This is a genomic window from Streptomyces sp. NPDC039609, from assembly GCF_055596705.1.
The window spans coordinates 603,962-619,393 of record NZ_JBVIUJ010000005.1 but is presented as its reverse complement, the minus strand read 5'-3'; the positions used below and the strand labels follow the sequence as shown (position 1 = coordinate 619,393).

At 71.7% G+C, this 15,432-nt stretch carries 17 protein-coding genes and 2 pseudogenes; 12 read left to right on the top strand and 7 right to left on the bottom strand.

Translation table 11 applies throughout. The features are described from left to right. A pseudogene (locus tag ACZ561_RS18265) lies at window positions 1-202 on the bottom strand (DUF4097 family beta strand repeat-containing protein); the annotation flags it as partial. Between the two features lie 287 nt (window positions 203-489). On the opposite strand from ACZ561_RS18265, the gene ACZ561_RS18260 reads away from it, so the two are divergent. The 3 genes and pseudogenes from ACZ561_RS18260 to ACZ561_RS18250 all read left to right on the top strand — a co-directional run. Continuing rightward, complete coding sequence (locus ACZ561_RS18260; protein WP_470995848.1) at window positions 490-1,266, top strand: condensation domain-containing protein; 777 nt, start codon at window positions 490-492, stop codon at window positions 1,264-1,266. Further along, window positions 1,149-1,409 (top strand): hypothetical protein, encoded by a 261-nt coding sequence (locus ACZ561_RS18255; RefSeq protein ID WP_470995845.1) that lies wholly within the window; start codon window positions 1,149-1,151, stop codon window positions 1,407-1,409. The genes ACZ561_RS18260 and ACZ561_RS18255 overlap by 118 nt, the downstream gene beginning before the upstream one ends. Beyond that, a pseudogene (locus ACZ561_RS18250) lies at window positions 1,301-1,573 on the top strand (carbamoyltransferase HypF); the annotation flags it as partial. The gene ACZ561_RS18255 and the pseudogene ACZ561_RS18250, both read left to right, overlap by 109 nt. A 106-nt stretch (window positions 1,574-1,679) precedes the next feature. On the opposite strand, the gene ACZ561_RS18245 reads toward ACZ561_RS18250, so the two are convergent. Together ACZ561_RS18245 and ACZ561_RS18240 are read right to left on the bottom strand one after the other, a co-directional pair. Then, entirely contained in the window at window positions 1,680-2,669 is a 990-nt protein-coding gene (locus tag ACZ561_RS18245; protein WP_470995842.1) for an aldo/keto reductase, read from the bottom strand. 65 nt (window positions 2,670-2,734) lie between these two features. Then, window positions 2,735-3,220: a MarR family winged helix-turn-helix transcriptional regulator gene (locus ACZ561_RS18240; RefSeq protein WP_470995839.1), complete on the bottom strand. Its 486-nt coding sequence runs from the start codon at window positions 3,218-3,220 to the stop codon at window positions 2,735-2,737. Between the two features lie 79 nt (window positions 3,221-3,299). On the opposite strand from ACZ561_RS18240, the gene ACZ561_RS18235 reads away from it, so the two are divergent. Beyond that, a complete protein-coding gene (locus ACZ561_RS18235) occupies window positions 3,300-3,770 on the top strand; it encodes a carboxymuconolactone decarboxylase family protein (RefSeq protein WP_470995836.1) in 471 nt (156 codons plus the stop codon). A 98-nt stretch (window positions 3,771-3,868) separates the two neighbouring features. Here the strand turns inward: ACZ561_RS18235 and ACZ561_RS18230 are convergent, their stop codons facing one another. Together ACZ561_RS18230 and ACZ561_RS18225 are read right to left on the bottom strand one after the other, a co-directional pair. Beyond that, window positions 3,869-4,387, bottom strand: coding sequence for a hypothetical protein (locus ACZ561_RS18230; RefSeq protein WP_470995833.1), 519 nt, complete (start codon window positions 4,385-4,387; stop codon window positions 3,869-3,871). A gap of 129 nt (window positions 4,388-4,516) precedes the next feature. Further along, a complete protein-coding gene (locus ACZ561_RS18225) occupies window positions 4,517-5,200 on the bottom strand; it encodes a GDSL-type esterase/lipase family protein (RefSeq protein ID WP_470995830.1) in 684 nt (227 codons plus the stop codon). Window positions 5,201-5,278: 78 nt separating this feature from the next. Here ACZ561_RS18225 and ACZ561_RS18220 point away from each other — a divergent pair, with 78 nt between their 5' ends. Further along, the gene (locus ACZ561_RS18220) at window positions 5,279-6,259 is read left to right on the top strand and encodes a WD40 repeat domain-containing protein (RefSeq protein WP_470995827.1); all 981 of its coding nucleotides are present in this window, start codon (window positions 5,279-5,281) and stop codon (window positions 6,257-6,259) included. Here the strand turns inward: ACZ561_RS18220 and ACZ561_RS18215 are convergent. After that, complete coding sequence (locus ACZ561_RS18215; protein ID WP_470995824.1) at window positions 6,225-6,980, bottom strand: TetR/AcrR family transcriptional regulator; 756 nt, start codon at window positions 6,978-6,980, stop codon at window positions 6,225-6,227. The genes ACZ561_RS18220 and ACZ561_RS18215 overlap by 35 nt on opposite strands. A 77-nt stretch (window positions 6,981-7,057) precedes the next feature. Between ACZ561_RS18215 and ACZ561_RS18210 the strand changes: the two genes are divergently transcribed. The 3 genes from ACZ561_RS18210 to ACZ561_RS18200 all read left to right on the top strand — a co-directional run bounded on the left by ACZ561_RS18210 (window position 7,058) and on the right by ACZ561_RS18200 (window position 9,390). Further along, the gene (locus tag ACZ561_RS18210) at window positions 7,058-8,101 is read left to right on the top strand and encodes an ATP-binding cassette domain-containing protein (protein WP_470995821.1); all 1,044 of its coding nucleotides are present in this window, start codon (window positions 7,058-7,060) and stop codon (window positions 8,099-8,101) included. Next, entirely contained in the window at window positions 8,098-8,937 is an 840-nt protein-coding gene (locus ACZ561_RS18205; RefSeq protein WP_470995818.1) for an ABC transporter permease, read from the top strand. Before ACZ561_RS18210 ends, ACZ561_RS18205 begins: the two co-directional genes overlap by 4 nt. 87 nt (window positions 8,938-9,024) lie before the next feature. Then, window positions 9,025-9,390 carry a cupin domain-containing protein gene (locus tag ACZ561_RS18200; RefSeq protein ID WP_470995815.1) on the top strand — a complete coding sequence of 122 codons (366 nt, stop codon included), beginning with the start codon at window positions 9,025-9,027 and terminating at the stop codon, window positions 9,388-9,390. A gap of 64 nt (window positions 9,391-9,454) precedes the next feature. Here the strand turns inward: ACZ561_RS18200 and serC are convergent, their stop codons facing one another. Continuing rightward, on the bottom strand, window positions 9,455-10,573 hold the full coding sequence (gene serC, locus ACZ561_RS18195; RefSeq protein ID WP_470995812.1) for a phosphoserine transaminase: 1,119 nt from the start codon (window positions 10,571-10,573) through the stop codon (window positions 9,455-9,457). Between the two features lie 51 nt (window positions 10,574-10,624). On the opposite strand from serC, the gene ACZ561_RS18190 reads away from it, so the two are divergent. The 4 genes from ACZ561_RS18190 to ACZ561_RS18175 all read left to right on the top strand — a co-directional run bounded on the left by ACZ561_RS18190 (window position 10,625) and on the right by ACZ561_RS18175 (window position 15,381). Continuing rightward, window positions 10,625-13,378 (top strand): FAD-binding and (Fe-S)-binding domain-containing protein, encoded by a 2,754-nt coding sequence (locus tag ACZ561_RS18190; protein WP_470995809.1) that lies wholly within the window; start codon window positions 10,625-10,627, stop codon window positions 13,376-13,378. A gap of 9 nt (window positions 13,379-13,387) precedes the next feature. Continuing rightward, window positions 13,388-14,119, top strand: coding sequence for a TetR/AcrR family transcriptional regulator (locus tag ACZ561_RS18185; protein WP_470995806.1), 732 nt, complete (start codon window positions 13,388-13,390; stop codon window positions 14,117-14,119). Then, window positions 14,058-14,645, top strand: a complete 588-nt coding sequence (locus ACZ561_RS18180; RefSeq protein ID WP_470995803.1) for a DUF2867 domain-containing protein — start codon at window positions 14,058-14,060, stop codon at window positions 14,643-14,645. Before ACZ561_RS18185 ends, ACZ561_RS18180 begins: the two co-directional genes overlap by 62 nt. A 70-nt stretch (window positions 14,646-14,715) precedes the next feature. Continuing rightward, window positions 14,716-15,381 (top strand): DUF5701 family protein, encoded by a 666-nt coding sequence (locus ACZ561_RS18175; RefSeq protein ID WP_470995800.1) that lies wholly within the window; start codon window positions 14,716-14,718, stop codon window positions 15,379-15,381. Window positions 15,382-15,432: the final 51 nt, after the last annotated feature.

Below are 15,432 nucleotides of genomic sequence, written 5' to 3'. Positions count from 1 at the left end.
TGGCCGGGACGGCGATCCGCAGGGCTCCGTCGGTGTATTCGACCGTGGTCTGCTCCGCGGCCTTCACGTCGCGGCTCTTCGAGGCGTTGGTGGGCCGGATCTCGACGGTGGTGTCGGTGCGGTCGGCGGCGATGATCTGGACGCGTCCGGCGGGGATGTCGAGGACGGTGGAGACCGGGGCGGGGGTGTCGAACTTCTGCATGGTGCTTCTCCTTCTTCTGCGGCGGGCGTTCCGTCCGCCCGCTGTTTCCGATGAGGGAAAAGCTACGTTGCGTTCACAAGTCTGGCAACACATGCGTTGCGCAGGATCGACATCACTGCAGTTCAGGGCAGGAATTTCGTTGCAACGCTTTGAAGGCTAACGCAATGCACTCCGGCTTGGCATTGCAATGGGTTGCAGGTGAACGCTACGGCGACGGCGCTCGGGCCTGCGGTCGTCGGGGATCCTCCTGGCTGCCCGGGACACCGCCGGGTTGATCCCATCGGTGTATGACGCGAGCACGGCTGGACAGGACGGATCAGGCGGCCCGCGCCCGCCTCGAGGCGGCGCTGATGCGTCGCCGACAGGGGGTCGCCGCCGACGGCATGCGGGTGCTCCCGCGGCCGGCGGGGGAGTTGAGATTCCGGGCCGCGGTGACCCGGGAGGGCATGTGGGAGGGGCTCGCGGGCAGCGCGGGGCCCGCTCCGGCGATCCTGGCCGCCGTACGGCTGTACGGCGTGCTGGACGTCCCGCTCCTGGAGGAGGCCTGGAACGCGGTCGTGGCCCGGCACGAGACCCTGCGCAGCTCGCTGCGGGTGGAGGCCGGGGTGCTGCCCCAGGTGGTCGTCCCGACCCTGCGGCTGCCGGTCGAGGTGATCGAGGCGGCCGCCCCGGAGGACCTCGCGGCGTTCGTGTGGGAGGAGGGCGACCGGCCCTTCGACCTGGAGCACGGGCCGCCCGCCCGGCTGAAGCTGCTCCGGCTCGCCGACGACGACCGCATCGTCTTCCTGATGGTGCATCACATCATCGGTGGCGCCAGGACGGTGGAGGTCGTCGTACGCGACATCGGCGCCTGCGGTTCGAGAGCCGCGACGACCTGGCACCGGCCGACGCGTACAGCGGGTTCGAGATCCGCGCGAGCGTACGCGACGGCCGGACCGGCACCATCGTGGCGCCCGACTCGCATGTGTGCGACGCGTGCCTGGCGGAGGTGCGGGACCCGGCGGACCGCAGGCACCGCTACCCCTTCACCAACTGCACGCACTGCGGGCCCCGTTACTCGCTGACCGGCGCCTGCCGTACGACCGGGAACAGACCACCATGGCGGTCTTCCGGATGTGCGAGCGGTGCAGGTCGGAGTACGAGGACCGCGCGGACCGGCGGTGCCACGCCCAGCCGAACGCCTCCCCCGACTGCGGGCCCCGGCTGACCCTGTCCTCGCCCGAGGGCGAGATCGCCCGGGAGGACGAGGCGCTGACCGCCACGACGGCGGCCCTGGCCGCCGGCCGGATCGTGGCCGTCAAGAGCGTCGGCGGCTTCCACCTGGTCGCGGACGCCCGCAACGCGGCAGCCGTCGCCCTGCTGCGCCGGCGCAAGCGCCGCGACTCCAAGCCCTTCGCGCTGATGGTGGAGGACATCGCCTGTGCCGGCCGTCACCCCGGCGGCGGGGCGACGGCCGTTCACGCACGGTTCTCCGCACTCACCAGGCGAAGGCCTCCGGGGACGGGCCCGGGCCCGGGAAGATCTCGTCGAGCGAGGTCAGCAGCTCTTCACCCAGCTCCAGTTCCAGTGCGCGCAGGGCGCTTTCCAGCTGCTCGGACGTGCGCGGGCCGACGATCGGGCCCGTGACACCGGGGCGGGTCAGCAGCCACGCCAGGGCCGTCTCGCCGGGCTCCAGGCCGTGCTTGTCGAGGAGGTCCTCGTACGCCTGGATCTGTGCCCGGACCGCGGTGTCGGTCAGCGCCTCGGCGGTCCGGCCGGAGGCGCGCCGCCCGCTCGCGGCCTCCTTGCGGATGACGCCGCCGAGGAGGCCGCCGTGCAGCGGGGACCAGGGGATGACCCCGAGGCCGTACTCCCGGGCCGCCGGGATGACCTCCATCTCGGCGCGGCGCTCGTAGAGGTTGTACAGGCACTGCTCGCTGACAAGACCGTACGAGCCGCGCCGGGCGGCGGTCTCGTTCGCCTGGGCGATCTTGTAGCCGGGGAAGTTGGAGGAGCCGGCGTAGAGGATCTTGCCCTGCTGCACCAGGACCTCGACCGCCTGCCAGATCTCCTCGAAGGGGGTGAGGCGGTCGATGTGGTGGAACTGGTAGATGTCGATGTAGTCGGTGCCGAGCCGCTTGAGGGAGGCCTCGACGGCCCGGCGGATGTTCAGCGCCGACAGCCGGTCCTCGTTGGGCCAGGTCTCACCCTCGCGTGACATGGAGCCGTAGACCTTGGTGGCGAGGACCGTCTTCTCCCGTCGGCCGCCGCCCTGGGCGAACCAGGTACCGATGATCTCCTCGGTGCGCCCCTTGTTCTCGCCCCACCCATACACATTGGCCGTGTCGAAGTAGTTGATACCCGCGTCGAGGGCGGAGTCCATGATCGCGTGACTGTCGGCCTCGTCGGTCTGAGGTCCGAAGTTCATCGTGCCGAGGACGAGTCGGCTGACCTTGAGTCCGGTGCGTCCGAGCTGCGTGTACTTCATGGTCCCCAAGCCAACGCCTTGGAGCGCGCTCCAGGCAAGGGGGGTTCGGTGCGCGGTCGTTGGGGTCAGCCGCCGAGCCAGCTGCCGGCGTCGAGGCGGAAGGCGGTCTCCGGGGGGACGACCTGGCGCAGCGCGGTCTCCATGTTCCGTACCCGTTCGGTGCCGAGGGTGGCGCACCATTCCGCGTGGAGCTCGTCGAAGATCGTGGCGGAGCGGGCCAGGGCGTCGTGGCCGCGTGGGGTGAGGCGGACGAGTTTGCGGCGGGCGTCGGCCGGGTCGTCGGCGCGCTCTGCGTAGCCGACGGCGAGGAGGCGGTCGACGGTCTTGCCCGCGGCCTGCTTGGAGACGCCCAGGCGGCGTCCGATGTCGCTCGCGGTGGCACCCCGGGGGCCGCCCGCGCCGATGGCCTGCATGGCGAAGCCGTGGGCGGGGCGCATGTCGGGGTGGCCCTGGCGGGCGAGTTCGGCGTGGAGCCGGTCGATGAGGGTGCGGAAGCCGGCGAAGAGGAGCAGCGGCAGCTCGAATCCCGCTACGGATTCCCCCTTGCCCATATCGACAACCTGGTTTACGTTTCTCTTGTTCGCATGGTCAACCATGTTGTCGATTCTACTCTTACTCCCAGGAGCCGCCTTGTTCACCGACCACACCGTGGAGACCGCCCCCGCCGCCTCACGTCGCTCCATGGAGAGCGTGTCCGCCGCCTGGGGCCACCTCCCGCAGGCCGTCGCCCGCATGGCCGAGTCCCCGCACGCGCTGGACGGCTTCCTGAAGACGAGTGCGCTGTTCGAGTCCACGACGCTCGACCCGCACTCCCGCGAGACCGTGATCCTGACGGTCGCCGAACGCAACCAGTGTCATCTGTGCGTCGGCATCCACGAGACCAAGCTGGCCAAGCTGGGTCCGGCCGAGCGGCCGGAACGGCTTGAGTCCGTACGGCAGTTCACGCTTCAGGTCCTCGCCTCGTCCGGGGCGGTGAGCGACGAGGAGCTGGCGCGGTTCCTCGACGCCGGATACTCCCGGCAGAACGCCCTGGAGGTGGTGCTCGGTATCGGCACGTACACCCTGTCGACCCTGGCGAACCGACTGACCCGCTCGGCATGACGGCGAGGCCGTCACGAGCGGGTCGGTGGGAGGAGGGCCGGTGGGAGGGGAGCCGGTGGGAGGAGGCTCCGAGGGGGTGAGGGCCGGCACGGGGGGAGTCAGAGCGAGACGGCGACGAGCGCCAGGACCGAGCCGCCGAAGACGATGGCGTGCCGGATGTTCTGCTGGATCCGGACCCAGCCCGGGAAGGCGTTCTCGGCGGCCTTGAGGAAGGCCGGGACATCGACGCGGGCCAGCTCCGGGTCGCCCTTGCGCTGGAAGGCGGCGCGCACGGCGGAGACGGCGGTCAGGTTGCTGTAGAGGATCAGGCCGTTCATGACGATGACGAGCGACTGGAAGATCCAGGTCAGCATCTGGGCCCAGTCGCTCCCGGTGACGTTGAGCGCGGCCAGGGCGACCATGATCACGCCGACCGAGACCGGGGCCCACGTCTCGTGGCCGCTCGCGTCGAACTTGAGGTTGTTCTCCTCCAGGACCTCGGGCCGTATGCCCTGGCGGGTGAGCTCGTCCTCCGCGGCGGTCGTGGCCGACCCGCCGAAGCGGTGGCGGACGATCGGGATGCTGACGAAGGCGAGGGCGATGAGCAGCTGCATGAGGGCGGCGAGGTCGGCGTTCACGGTGGGTCCTGCTTCCTGGTCGGCGTGTCGTCGTTCCTGACGAGGAAGACGATGCCGACCCGCGCTGACACCGCGTGGACCGTGCGCTGACAGGGTTCGTGAGGGCCTGTCAGTGCCCGTGCCCGGCTGTCAGAGGGCCTGGTAGAGGGACCCCAGCCCCCACGCCTGATGCATCGCCGCCGCGAAGGAGCCCGCCAGTTTGTGCTCGCCGGACGGGCCCGGGTGGGTGCCGTCGTAGGTGTCCGCGTGGATGTCGTACGACTCCGGGGTCGTCGCCAGCAGCAGCGGCGACGTGGCGGTGTCCAGATCGGCGACCGCCTTCGCGAGCAGCTCGTTGAAGCGCTCGCACTCGGCGGCGAACGGCGCGTCGTACTCGGCCCGCACGTTCGGGATGACCGGCATGACCACGGTCCTGACGTGCGGGTTCGCCGCGCGGGCCGCGGTGACGAACGCGCGTGTGTTCTCGGCCGTCTGGTCGCTGTTGGTGTAGAAGCCGAGGTCGATCAGGCCGAGAGAGACCAGCAGGACGTCCGCCCCGGTCGTGCCGACCGCCTCGCCGATCAGCGGCGCCATGTGCAGCCAGCCCTCGCCCCAGCCGGCCAGATGGCGCCGGGCGGGCGCGGGGAAGTCCGGGTCGGCGTAGTCGTGCGAGAGGGGCGCGTCGGCGCCCGTGTCGTACAGCTCGGTGCGCGGCCCGACGATCTCGTACCGCCCGGGCAGCACGGTCTCCAGGTGCTGCCACATCCGATAGCGCCACGTGTAGTCGCCGGCGCGTCCGATGGTCATGCTGTCGCCGACGAACATAAAACGCATGGTCACATCATCGCGGAGCCCGAGCGGGGCCTGCGACGTGATCCCGGCCACCCCTCGGCCCCGTGGCAGGCTTGGTCCATGCGATCGCTTCTGCGCGTCTCCGGTGCCGCCGCCCTGGTCCTGCTCACGGCGGCCGGCCCCGCCGTGGCCGCCGAGGTGGATCAGGACTTCACGATCAAGGACCCCCGGATCGCCGAGTCCAGCGGTCTCGCCGCCAGTCACGCTCACCCGGGCGTCTACTGGACGCACAACGACCAGGACTCACCCCTGATCTACGGCATCGACTCCCGTACCGGCGAGACGGTCGCGACGCTCACCATGAAGGGCGTCGGCACGCCGCGCGACATGGAGGCGATCGCCGTCGGCCCGGACGGCGACATCCATGTCGGCGACATCGGAGACAACAAGGACGGCAGCTGGGACCACGTCTGGATCTACCGCTTCCCCGAGCCGAAGCAGCTGAAGGACCAGACGGTCACGGCGAAGCAGTACGACGTGAAGTACGCGGACGGGCCCCGCAACGCCGAGGCGCTGATGGTCCATCCGAAGACGGGCCGGGTCTACATCGCCAGCAAGAACCAGGACGGCGGGGGGCTCTACGCGGGCCCCGAGCGGCTCTCCTCCGGGGGGACGAACGTCTTCCGGCGCGTCGACGACGTGCCATGGGTGACCGACGGGGCCTTCTCGCCCGACGGCGAACGGCTGACGCTGCGCGGCTACTTCACCGCGAAGGAGTACCTGTGGAAGGACGGCCGCCTCGGTGACGAGGGCGCGAGCGTGGGGGCGCCCTTCCAGGGGCAGGCGGAGTCGGTGACGTACACCGAGGACGGCAAGGCGCTGATGTTCGGCTCGGAGGGTGCGAACAGCAAGGTCGTCCGCGTGGACCGGTCCCCTGCCCCGCGTCCCTCGACCCCGGCCCCCGGCTCACCGCCGAAGGCCCCGGGCGCGGACGCGTCCACCACCACCGAGGACCGCGGCAACTTCACCGTCGGCGTGATCGTCCTCGGCGCCGCGACCGCCCTGGTCATCGGCGGGAAGCGCCTCCTGCGCCGCCGCTGACGAGCGCCTCGAAGCCGTCGAGGAGGCGTTCGAGCCCGAAGGCGAAGTGGTCGAAGTCGCGGGAGAAGGTGTCCTCGGCGAGGGCCGCCATGTGCGGGTAGTCGCCCGAGGCCATCGCCCGCTCGAGGAAGGGCTGTTGGCCCCTCCAGAACTCCTCGTCGTCGACGCCCGTCTCCTTCGCGGCCTCGGCGGCCTGGATCTCCATGCGGGCGACGCCCGCGACATAGCTCTGCACGGAGATGATCACCCCGATCGTCTCGGGGTCGCTCAGTCCCATCCCGTGCGGTCCCTTCAGGCCGGAGAGGCAGAGCTCGAGCCCGCGCAGCGCGCTCGGCCCGAGGACCGAGCGTGCCTGGTTGACCCTGAGCAGCCAGGGATGGGCCTGGTACAGCTCGCGGTACGAGCGCGCGAGCTGCTCGACGGTGTCGCGCCAGTGGGTGGGGATCTCCGGGCCGTCCTCGAAGGACTCGCCCTGGACGCGGTCGAGCATCAGGTCGAGCAGCTCGGTCTTGCCGGGGACGTACCGGTAGAGCGACATCGTCCCCACGCCGAGTTCCGTCGCCACGCGCCGCATGGAGACGGCGTCGAGCCCCTCCATGTCGGCGACGCCGACCGCGGCCGTGACGATCCGGTCGAGGGTGAGGCCCGGCTTGGGGCCGCGGCTGGGGCGTTCGCCCGTGCCCCACAGGAGTTCCAGGCTGCTCGTCGTCGCGTCCTTCATGGCCTCACCTTAAAACTGAGTACACCGTACTCTGAATCGGGTACGGTGTACTCAGTTTCGCTGAGTGGAGGATTCCCATGTACGAACACGCGGTCCTCGTCGAGGGCCTGCGCAAGTGGTACGGAGACAAGGGCGGGAGGAAGGGCGGTGGCCGGGGGCGCGCGAGCACCCTCGCTCTCGACGGCTTCGACCTCGCCGTCCGCCCCGGCACGGTCCACGGCCTCCTCGGCCCCAACGGCGCGGGCAAGACCACCGCCGTACGCGTCCTCGCCACGCTCCTGAAGTCCGACGGCGGCCGCGCCGAGGTCGCCGGGATCGACGTGGTCCGCGATCCGCGCGCCGTCCGCGGCCGCATCGGCCTGGCCGGCCAGTACGCCGCCGTGGACGAGGGCATCAGCGGCCGGCAGAACCTGGAGATCTTCGGCCGTCTCTTCCACCTGGGCGCACGTCGGGCCCGCGCCCGCGCCGGCGAACTCCTCGACCGCTTCCAGCTCACCGAGGCCGCCGACCGGAACGCGGGCACCTACAGCGGCGGGATGCGCCGCCGCCTCGACCTGGCCGCCTCGATGATCCTGGCGCCCGACGTCCTCTTCCTCGACGAGCCGACCACCGGCCTCGACCCGCGCGGCCGCGGTGAGGTCTGGGGCGCCGTCCGGGCCCTCGTGGCCGGCGGTACGACCGTGCTGCTCACCACCCAGTACCTCGACGAGGCCGACCGGCTCGCCTCCCGGATCACGGTCATGGACCACGGCCGGGCCATCGCCGACGACACCCCCGACGGGCTGAAGGACCGGGTCGGCGGCGACCGGATCGAGGTCGTGGTCGCGGAGGCGGCCGACCTGCCGGCCGTACGGAAGGTCCTCGCCCGGGTCGCGGCCGCCGAGCCCGCCGTGGACGAGGCCGACCGCCGCCTCTACGCCCCCGTCACCGACCGGGTCGCCGCCCTCACCGAGGTCGCGCGCACCCTGCGGGACGAGCGGATCGCCGTCGAGGACCTCGGCCTGCGCCGCCCCAGCCTGGACGACGTCTTCCTGACCCTGACGGGCCGCCCGAGCGCGGACGCCACCACCGACGAACCGGGCGCCACGCGCCCCGACACCCAAGGAGTCGCAGTCGCATGACGACCGCCGCCACGGAGGACCGGACCAGGACCCCGGTCGCCACTCGCAGCCGCGCCTACTGGGCGATGGCCGACTGCGCCACCCTCGTCCTCCGCACCCTGCTCAACTACCGCCGCCAGCCCGTCGCCATCCTCTGGCAGCTCGGCTTCCCGATCGTCTCCGTCCTGCTCTACGGCTTCGTCTTCGGCAGCGCGATGCGGGTCCCCGGGGGCGGTGACTACAAGGACTTCCTCATGCCGGGGATGTTCACCATGACGATGACCTTCGGCCTCATGAACACCGCCACCGCCGTCGTCTCCGACTCCGGCAAGGGGGTCATGGACCGGTTCCGGTCCATGCCGATGGCTCCCTCCGCCGTCACCGCCGGCCGCGGCCTGTCCGACCTGCTGGTCGCCTCCGCCGAACTCGCCATCCTCGCCGCCACCGCCCTCGCCATCGGCTGGACCTCGGACGGCGGCGTCGGCGGCACGCTGCTCGCCTTCGCCCTGCTGCTGCTCCTGCGCTTCAGCCTGATCTGGGTGGGCGTCTGGTGCGGGCTGATCGTCCCGAACACGGAGACCGCCGGCGCGCTCTACGCCGTGATCTTCCCGATCACGATGATCTCCAGCGTGTACGTGGCCCCGTCCCTGATGCCGGGCTGGCTGGCCCCCGTCGCGGCCTGGAACCCGATCTCCTCGACGGTCGCGGCCACCCGCGAGCTCTTCGGCAACCCGGGCGCGGGCGGCGGGAGCTGGGTGGAGCAGCACGCGCTCCTGATGGCCGTCCTCTGGCCGCTGATCCTGACCGCGGTCTTCCTGCCACTGGCGGTGCGCAGGTTCCAGCGGCTCAGCCGCTGACCTGCGGTTCCTCTCCCCGCGTCGACCGGGCGGGCCGCCGGGCCGAGACTGGAAGGAGAGCCGGGAACGACGAGGCGTGGAGGGATCATGACGGGATTCACCCGTGAGGGCACCCCGGTCGCCATGGAAGGCGGCGGTCTGGACTTCCGGATGCAGGAGGCCGGGGGCGACATGACCGTCGCCTTCATCCACCTTCCCAAGGGCACCGACATGGCGCCCGCGCTCAAGGGCCTCGAAGGCGACCTGTGCCAGTGCCCCCACTGGGGTTACTTGTTCAAGGGCCGGCTCAGGGTGCGGACCGCTTCGGGCGAGGAGATCTACGAGGCCGGCCAGGCCTACTACTGGGGACCCGGTCATGCCCCCGAGGCGCTGGAGGACGTCGACGTCGTGGAGTTCTCGCCGACCGCCGAGTTCAACGCGGTGGTCGACCACGTGAAGGCGCAGGTGGGGTGAGGGGAGAACGCACGAGGCCCGGCACCGACCGTGGTCGGTGCCGGGCCCTTCGTGCGACCAGGTGTTACAGCTTCTCGATCACGTAGTCGATGCAGGCCGTGAGCGCCCGCACGTCCGCCGGGTCGATCGCCGGGAACATCGCGATGCGCAGCTGGTTGCGGCCCAGCTTGCGGTACGGCTCGGTGTCCACGATGCCGTTGGCGCGCAGCACCTTGGCGACCGCCGCCGCGTCGACGTCCTCGGAGAAGTCGATCGTGCCGATGACCTGCGAACGCTTCGCCGCGTCGGTCACGAACGGCGTCGCGTACTTGGACTCCTCGGCCCAGCCGTACAGCGCCTGGGAGGACTCCTTCGTCCGGGCCACGGCCCAGTCCAGACCGCCCTGGCCGTTGATCCACTTCAGCTGCTCGTTGAGCAGGAAGAGGGTCGAGAGCGCAGGGGTGTTGTACGTCTGGTTCTTCAGCGAGTTGTCGATCGCCGTCGGCAGGGAGAAGAACTCCGGGATGTGCCGGCCGGACGCGTGGATACGGGCCGCGCGCTCCAGGGCGGCCGGCGAGAACGCCGCCAGCCACAGGCCGCCGTCGGCGGCGAAGGACTTCTGCGGGGCGAAGTAGTAGACGTCCGACTCGGTGATGTCGACCGGCAGGCCGCCCGCGCCGGAGGTCGCGTCGACCAGGACGAGCGCGCCCTCGTCGGCGCCCGCGACCCGCTTGACCGGGGCCGCGACACCGGTGGAGGTCTCGTTGTGCGTGAACGCGTAGACGTCGACGCCCGCCTCGGCCTGCGGCTCCGGGTGGGTGCCCGGGTCGGAGGAGATCACGGTCGGCTCGGCCAGCCAGGGGGCCAGCTTCGCGGCCTTCGCGAACTTGGAGGAGAACTCGCCGAAGTTCAGGTGCTGCGACTTCGACTCGATGAGCCCGTGGGTCGCGATGTCCCAGAAGGCGGTGGAGCCGCCGTTGCCCAGGATCACCTCGTAACCCTCGGGCAGCGAGAAGAGGTCACGCACTCCGGCACGTACCTCGCCGACCAGGTTCTTGACCGGGGCCTGGCGGTGGGACGTGCCGAGGAGGGAGGTGCCGGTCGCGGCCAGGGCGTCCAGCGCCTCCGTACGCACCTTGGAGGGGCCCGCGCCGAAACGGCCGTCGGCGGGCTTGATGTCAGCGGGAATCTGGATCTCAGCCACGAGGCGGAGCGTATCCGGTCGGAAGGGCCACGGCGGAACGATGTCCGCCGGATGAGACGACAGGTGAGACATCCTGACCTCGTGCGAAAACACCACGAGCTGTCCGAGCTGGAGGCCGCCCTCCGCTCGGCCGTGGCCGGAGACGTCGATTTCGGCGTCACGGCCAGGGCCCTGATGACGATGGACGCCTCCAACTACCGCCGGGTGCCGTTGGGTGTGGTCGCGCCCCGGGACGCCGGGGACGTGGCGGCGGTGCTGTCCGTCTGCCGCGAACGCGGGGTGCCGGTGGTCGCGCGGGGCGGCGGCACGTCGATCGCGGGCCAGGCGACCGGCACGGGCGTCGTGCTCGACTTCACACGCCATATGCGGACGGTCGTCTCCGTCGACCACGAGGCGCGGACGGCCGTCGTCCAGCCCGGGGTGGTCCTGGACCGGCTGCGGGACGCGGTTCGCCCGTACGGGCTGACCTTCGGCCCCGATCCGTCGACGCACAGCCGCTGCACCCTCGGCGGCATGATCGGGAACAACGCGTGCGGGGCGCACTCGGTGGCGTGGGGCACGACCGCCGACAACGTCCTCTCCCTCGACGTCCGTACGTACGGGGGCGAGGCGCTGCTGCTCGGGCGGGACTGGCAGGGAGCTCCGGCGGGGCTGCGGGAGCTGATCGACCGGAACCTGGCGCTGGTGCGGACGGGGTACCCGGCGGGGCTGCCGCGCCGGATCTCCGGCTACGCGCTCGACGCGCTGCTGCCGGAGCGGGGCGGCGACGTGGCCCGGCTGCTCTGCGGGAGCGAGGGGACGCTCGGGGTGGTGACGGAGGCGACCGTACGGCTGGTCCAGCTGCCCGCCTCGCCGGTCCTGGCGGTCCTCGGCTACGCGGACGAGAGCGCGGCGGCCGACGCGGCGGCGGGGCTCCTTCCGTACCGGCCGTTGACGGTGGAGGGGATGGCGGCCGATCTGGTGCGGGGCGCTTCCGGGCTGCCGCGCGGCGGGGCCTGGCTCTTCGTGGAGACGGACGGGGAGGCGGCGGCCCGCGAGCTGGTGAGGGCGGCGGACGCGCTGGACGCCTCGGTGGTGGTCGATGCGACCGATCAGCGGGCGCTGTGGCGGATCCGGGAGGACGCGGCGGGCACGGCGACCCGGATGCCCGGGGGTGCCTCCCGGAACGAGTCCGGGGGAGGTGCGGAGGCCTGGCCGGGGTGGGAGGACTGCGCGGTGCCGCCGGCGCGGCTGGGCGCGTACCTGCGCGAGTTCCGTGCGCTCCTTGCCGAGCACGGTCTCCGGGGGACTCCGTACGGCCACTTCGGCGACGGCTGCATCCACGTCCGTATCGACTTCGACCTCTACACCGGGGCGGGGGTGGGCCGCTTCCGGGAGTTCTCGGAGGCGGTGGCGGATCTCGTGGTCGCGCACGGGGGCTCGCTGTCGGGGGAGCACGGGGACGGGCAGGCGCGGGCGGAGCTGCTGCCGAAGATGTACGGCTCCGAGCTGGTGTCGCTGTTCGGTGCGGTGAAGGACGTGTGGGACCCGGACGGCGGTCTGAACCCGGGGATGCTGGTGCGCCCGGCGCCGCTGGACGCGAATCTGCGTTTCCAGGGGCTGCCGGTGGTGGGCCGGGAGGTGGCGCGCTGTGTGGGTGTTGCCAAGTGCCGGGTGGAGGGGCCCACTTCGGGACCGGGGGTGATGTGTCCTTCGTACCGTGCGACGGGGGAGGAGCAGCACTCGACGCGGGGCAGGGCGCGGCTGCTGCACGAGATGGCGCTCGGCGAGGTGATCACGGACGGCTGGCGCTCGGAGGAGGTCAAGGAGGCCCTCGACCTGTGCCTGTCGTGCAAGGGGTGCCGGAGCGACTGTCCGGTGGGAGTGGACATGGCCGCGTACAAGGCGGAGTTCCTGGACCGCCACTACGCGGACCGGCGGCGGCCGCGCTCGCATCTGACGATGGGGCGGCTGCCGGAGTGGCTGCGGCTGTTCGGGCCGGCGCTGAACGTGGCGCGGATGTTCCCCTCCCGGTTCGCCGGTGTCACTGCGGAGCGGAAGCTGCCGCGGGTGGCGGCGCTGACGTTCGTGTCCTGGTTCGGGGCGCGTCTGGAGGAGGCGGTGGACGTGCTGCTGTGGCCCGACACGTTCACCAACCACCTGGCGCCCGACGTGGGCCGCTCGGCGGTACGGGTGCTGCACGCGGCTGGACTGGGAGTGGGGCTGCCGCCGGGGCGGGTGTGCTGCGGGCTGACGTATGTGTCGACGGGGCAGCTGGACCGGGCGCGGAAGGCGATGCGCAGGACGCTCGACGTGATGGAGCCCAAGCTCGGCCATCCCGTGGTCGTCCTCGAACCCTCCTGCGCGGCGACCCTGCGGACCGATCTCCCGGAACTCCTCCCGGACGACCCGCGCGCCCGGACGCTGGCGTCCTCCGTACGGACCTTCGCGGAGGCCCTGGAGGAGTTCGCGCCCGAGTGGGAACCGCCGCGCCTCGACCATCCGGTGGCCGGCCAGACCCACTGCCACCAGCATGCGGTCCTGGGCGACGACCCGGACCGCCGGCTCCGTGAACGGATGGGCCTGGTCGGCGAGTTGAGCGGAGGCTGCTGCGGCCTTGCGGGCAACTTCGGCTTCGAACCGGGCCACTACGAGGTCTCGGTGGCCTGCGCCGAGGACCAACTCCTGCCGGCGATCCGGGCGTCGGCCGACAACGCGGTCCTCCTGGCCGACGGCTTCTCCTGCCGCACCCAGATCGACGATCTGGCGGGCCGTCGAGCCCGCCATGTCGCGGAAGTCCTGGCGGAGGCGCTGCGGGAGCAGTAACATACATGCATGAATGTACGTGAGCAGGCCGGCTCTCCGCGTCCCCGGCGTTCGACCCAGGCCGAGCGGCGGGAGCGGACGCGTGGTGCGCTGTTGGAGTCGGCTGCTCGGGGGCTGTCCCGGTACGGGTACAGCAACCTCGTGCTGGAGCAGGTGGCCAGGGACGCCGGGTACACGCGCGGTGCGCTGTACCACCAGTTCAAGGACAAGCAGGACCTCGCCCTCGCCGTGTCCGAGTGGGTCTTCGAGATGTGGGACCGCGAGGTCGGGCGGCACGTCGAGCGGGAGTCGGATCCGCTCGCGGCGCTGCTCAAGCTCGCCCGTGCCCACACCGTCTTCTGCCGGCGCGACATCGCCCGCGTGGTCGTGGCGCTGCGCCTGGAGTTCGCCGGACAGGACCATCCGATCGGACACCAGGTGGAGACGGGCTACCGCCAGCTCCTCGACCTCTGCACCGGGTACATCGAGGCCGGACGCGCGGCGGGGACGATCCCCGCGGGTCCCCCCGCCGGGGATGTCGCGCTCGCCTATGCCGGAGCGCTCGAAGGCACCTCGATCGCCCTCGCCGGGCGGGTGCCCGACGACGCGTCACTCGTGGTCGCCGCGGTCGCGGGCGCCCTCGGGCTCGACCCCCGCACGACGCACTCCTCTGTACGGAACGAACCGCAGGAGGCACATCATGGAACTTCCCACGTCCGCGCACACGTCCCGCCCCTGGCGGATCCACGAGATAGCGCCTGACTTCCGCCTCTACGACGTCTGGGCACTGCCCACACCTGGCGGCCCCGACGAATTCCCGCGCCTGGTACGGAACTTCGCCGGCGGCGACACGGGTGACAACTCCTCCCGGATCGCCCGCCTGCTCTTCGCGATCCGCTGGAAGCTCGGCAAGCTGCTCGGCTGGGACGACAAGGAGAAGGGCATCGGCTCCCGGGTGCCGACCCTGCGCGACCGGCTGCCGCAGGACCTCCGCGACGGCCCGGCCGGACCCGAGTTCGACCTGCTGCCCTTCACCTCCGTCTACCTGAGGGACGACGAGTGGGCGGCGGAGATGGCCAACCGGACCGTGCACGGAGTGATGCACCTGAGCTGGGTCCCCGACGGCGCGGGCGGCTACCGGGGTCAGATGGCCGTCCTCGTGAAGCCCAACGGCCTTCTCGGCAAGGCCTACATGGCCGCGATCGCCCCCTTCCGGCACCTCATCGTCTACCCGCCGCTGATGCGCGACATCGGGCGCGAGTGGCGTGCGTCCGCGTCCCGGGTCTGACGGGAACATTTCGCCGGGCCGCCTCGTTCCTCTCGGGACCACCACTGCGCACCACCGACCGAGGAGTCCCGTGCCCACACCCGCGTCGCCCTCCACCGTGACCCCGCTCCCGCCGCTCGCCGCCCAGGCCGAGCGCCTGATCGAGCTCGGGGTGCACGAGCTCGCGGGGATCCCCGCCGACGAGCTGCGCGCCTTCGCCGCGGGCGCCGGCGGCGCGGACGGAAACGGTGTCGCCCTGCTCGCCGTCCACCCGGACCGGGCCCCCGCCTCCGCCCTCGCACCGCTGCTCCGGCGCGAGGGCAAGCCCGGTTTCGTCGTCGTCGACATGCCCGACGTCGACGACTTCGCCCCGTCCGGCGCCGTCGAGCTGCCCGACGGCCCCCTCTACCTGGTCACCGGCGTCGACCGCGGTGACCACATGGCCAACTGGAGCCCGGAGGAGGCCCTGCCCGCCCTCACCGAGCAGGACCGCACCCCGCTGCTGCTCACCGAGGGCATCCACTGGGTGCTCCAGCAGCCGGAGGTCCTGGAGCGCAACCGCTGCTTCATGACCATCGGCTCCCGGCTGCGCAAGGCGAACGGCACCCTGGACGCCCGTACCCCCGCGATCTGGATCAGCAACGGCACGGGCCGGGACGGCCGCGAGCGGCGCGACGCCCCGAAGGTCGGCTGGTGCTGGTGGGGCAACCGCCACACCTGGCTGGGCTTCGGCTCCACCACGGGCCGCGAGAGCTAGGTCCTGTCCGCAGAGTCTCGCCTGGTCCGCGACGCCCTGCGGGCGGACGGC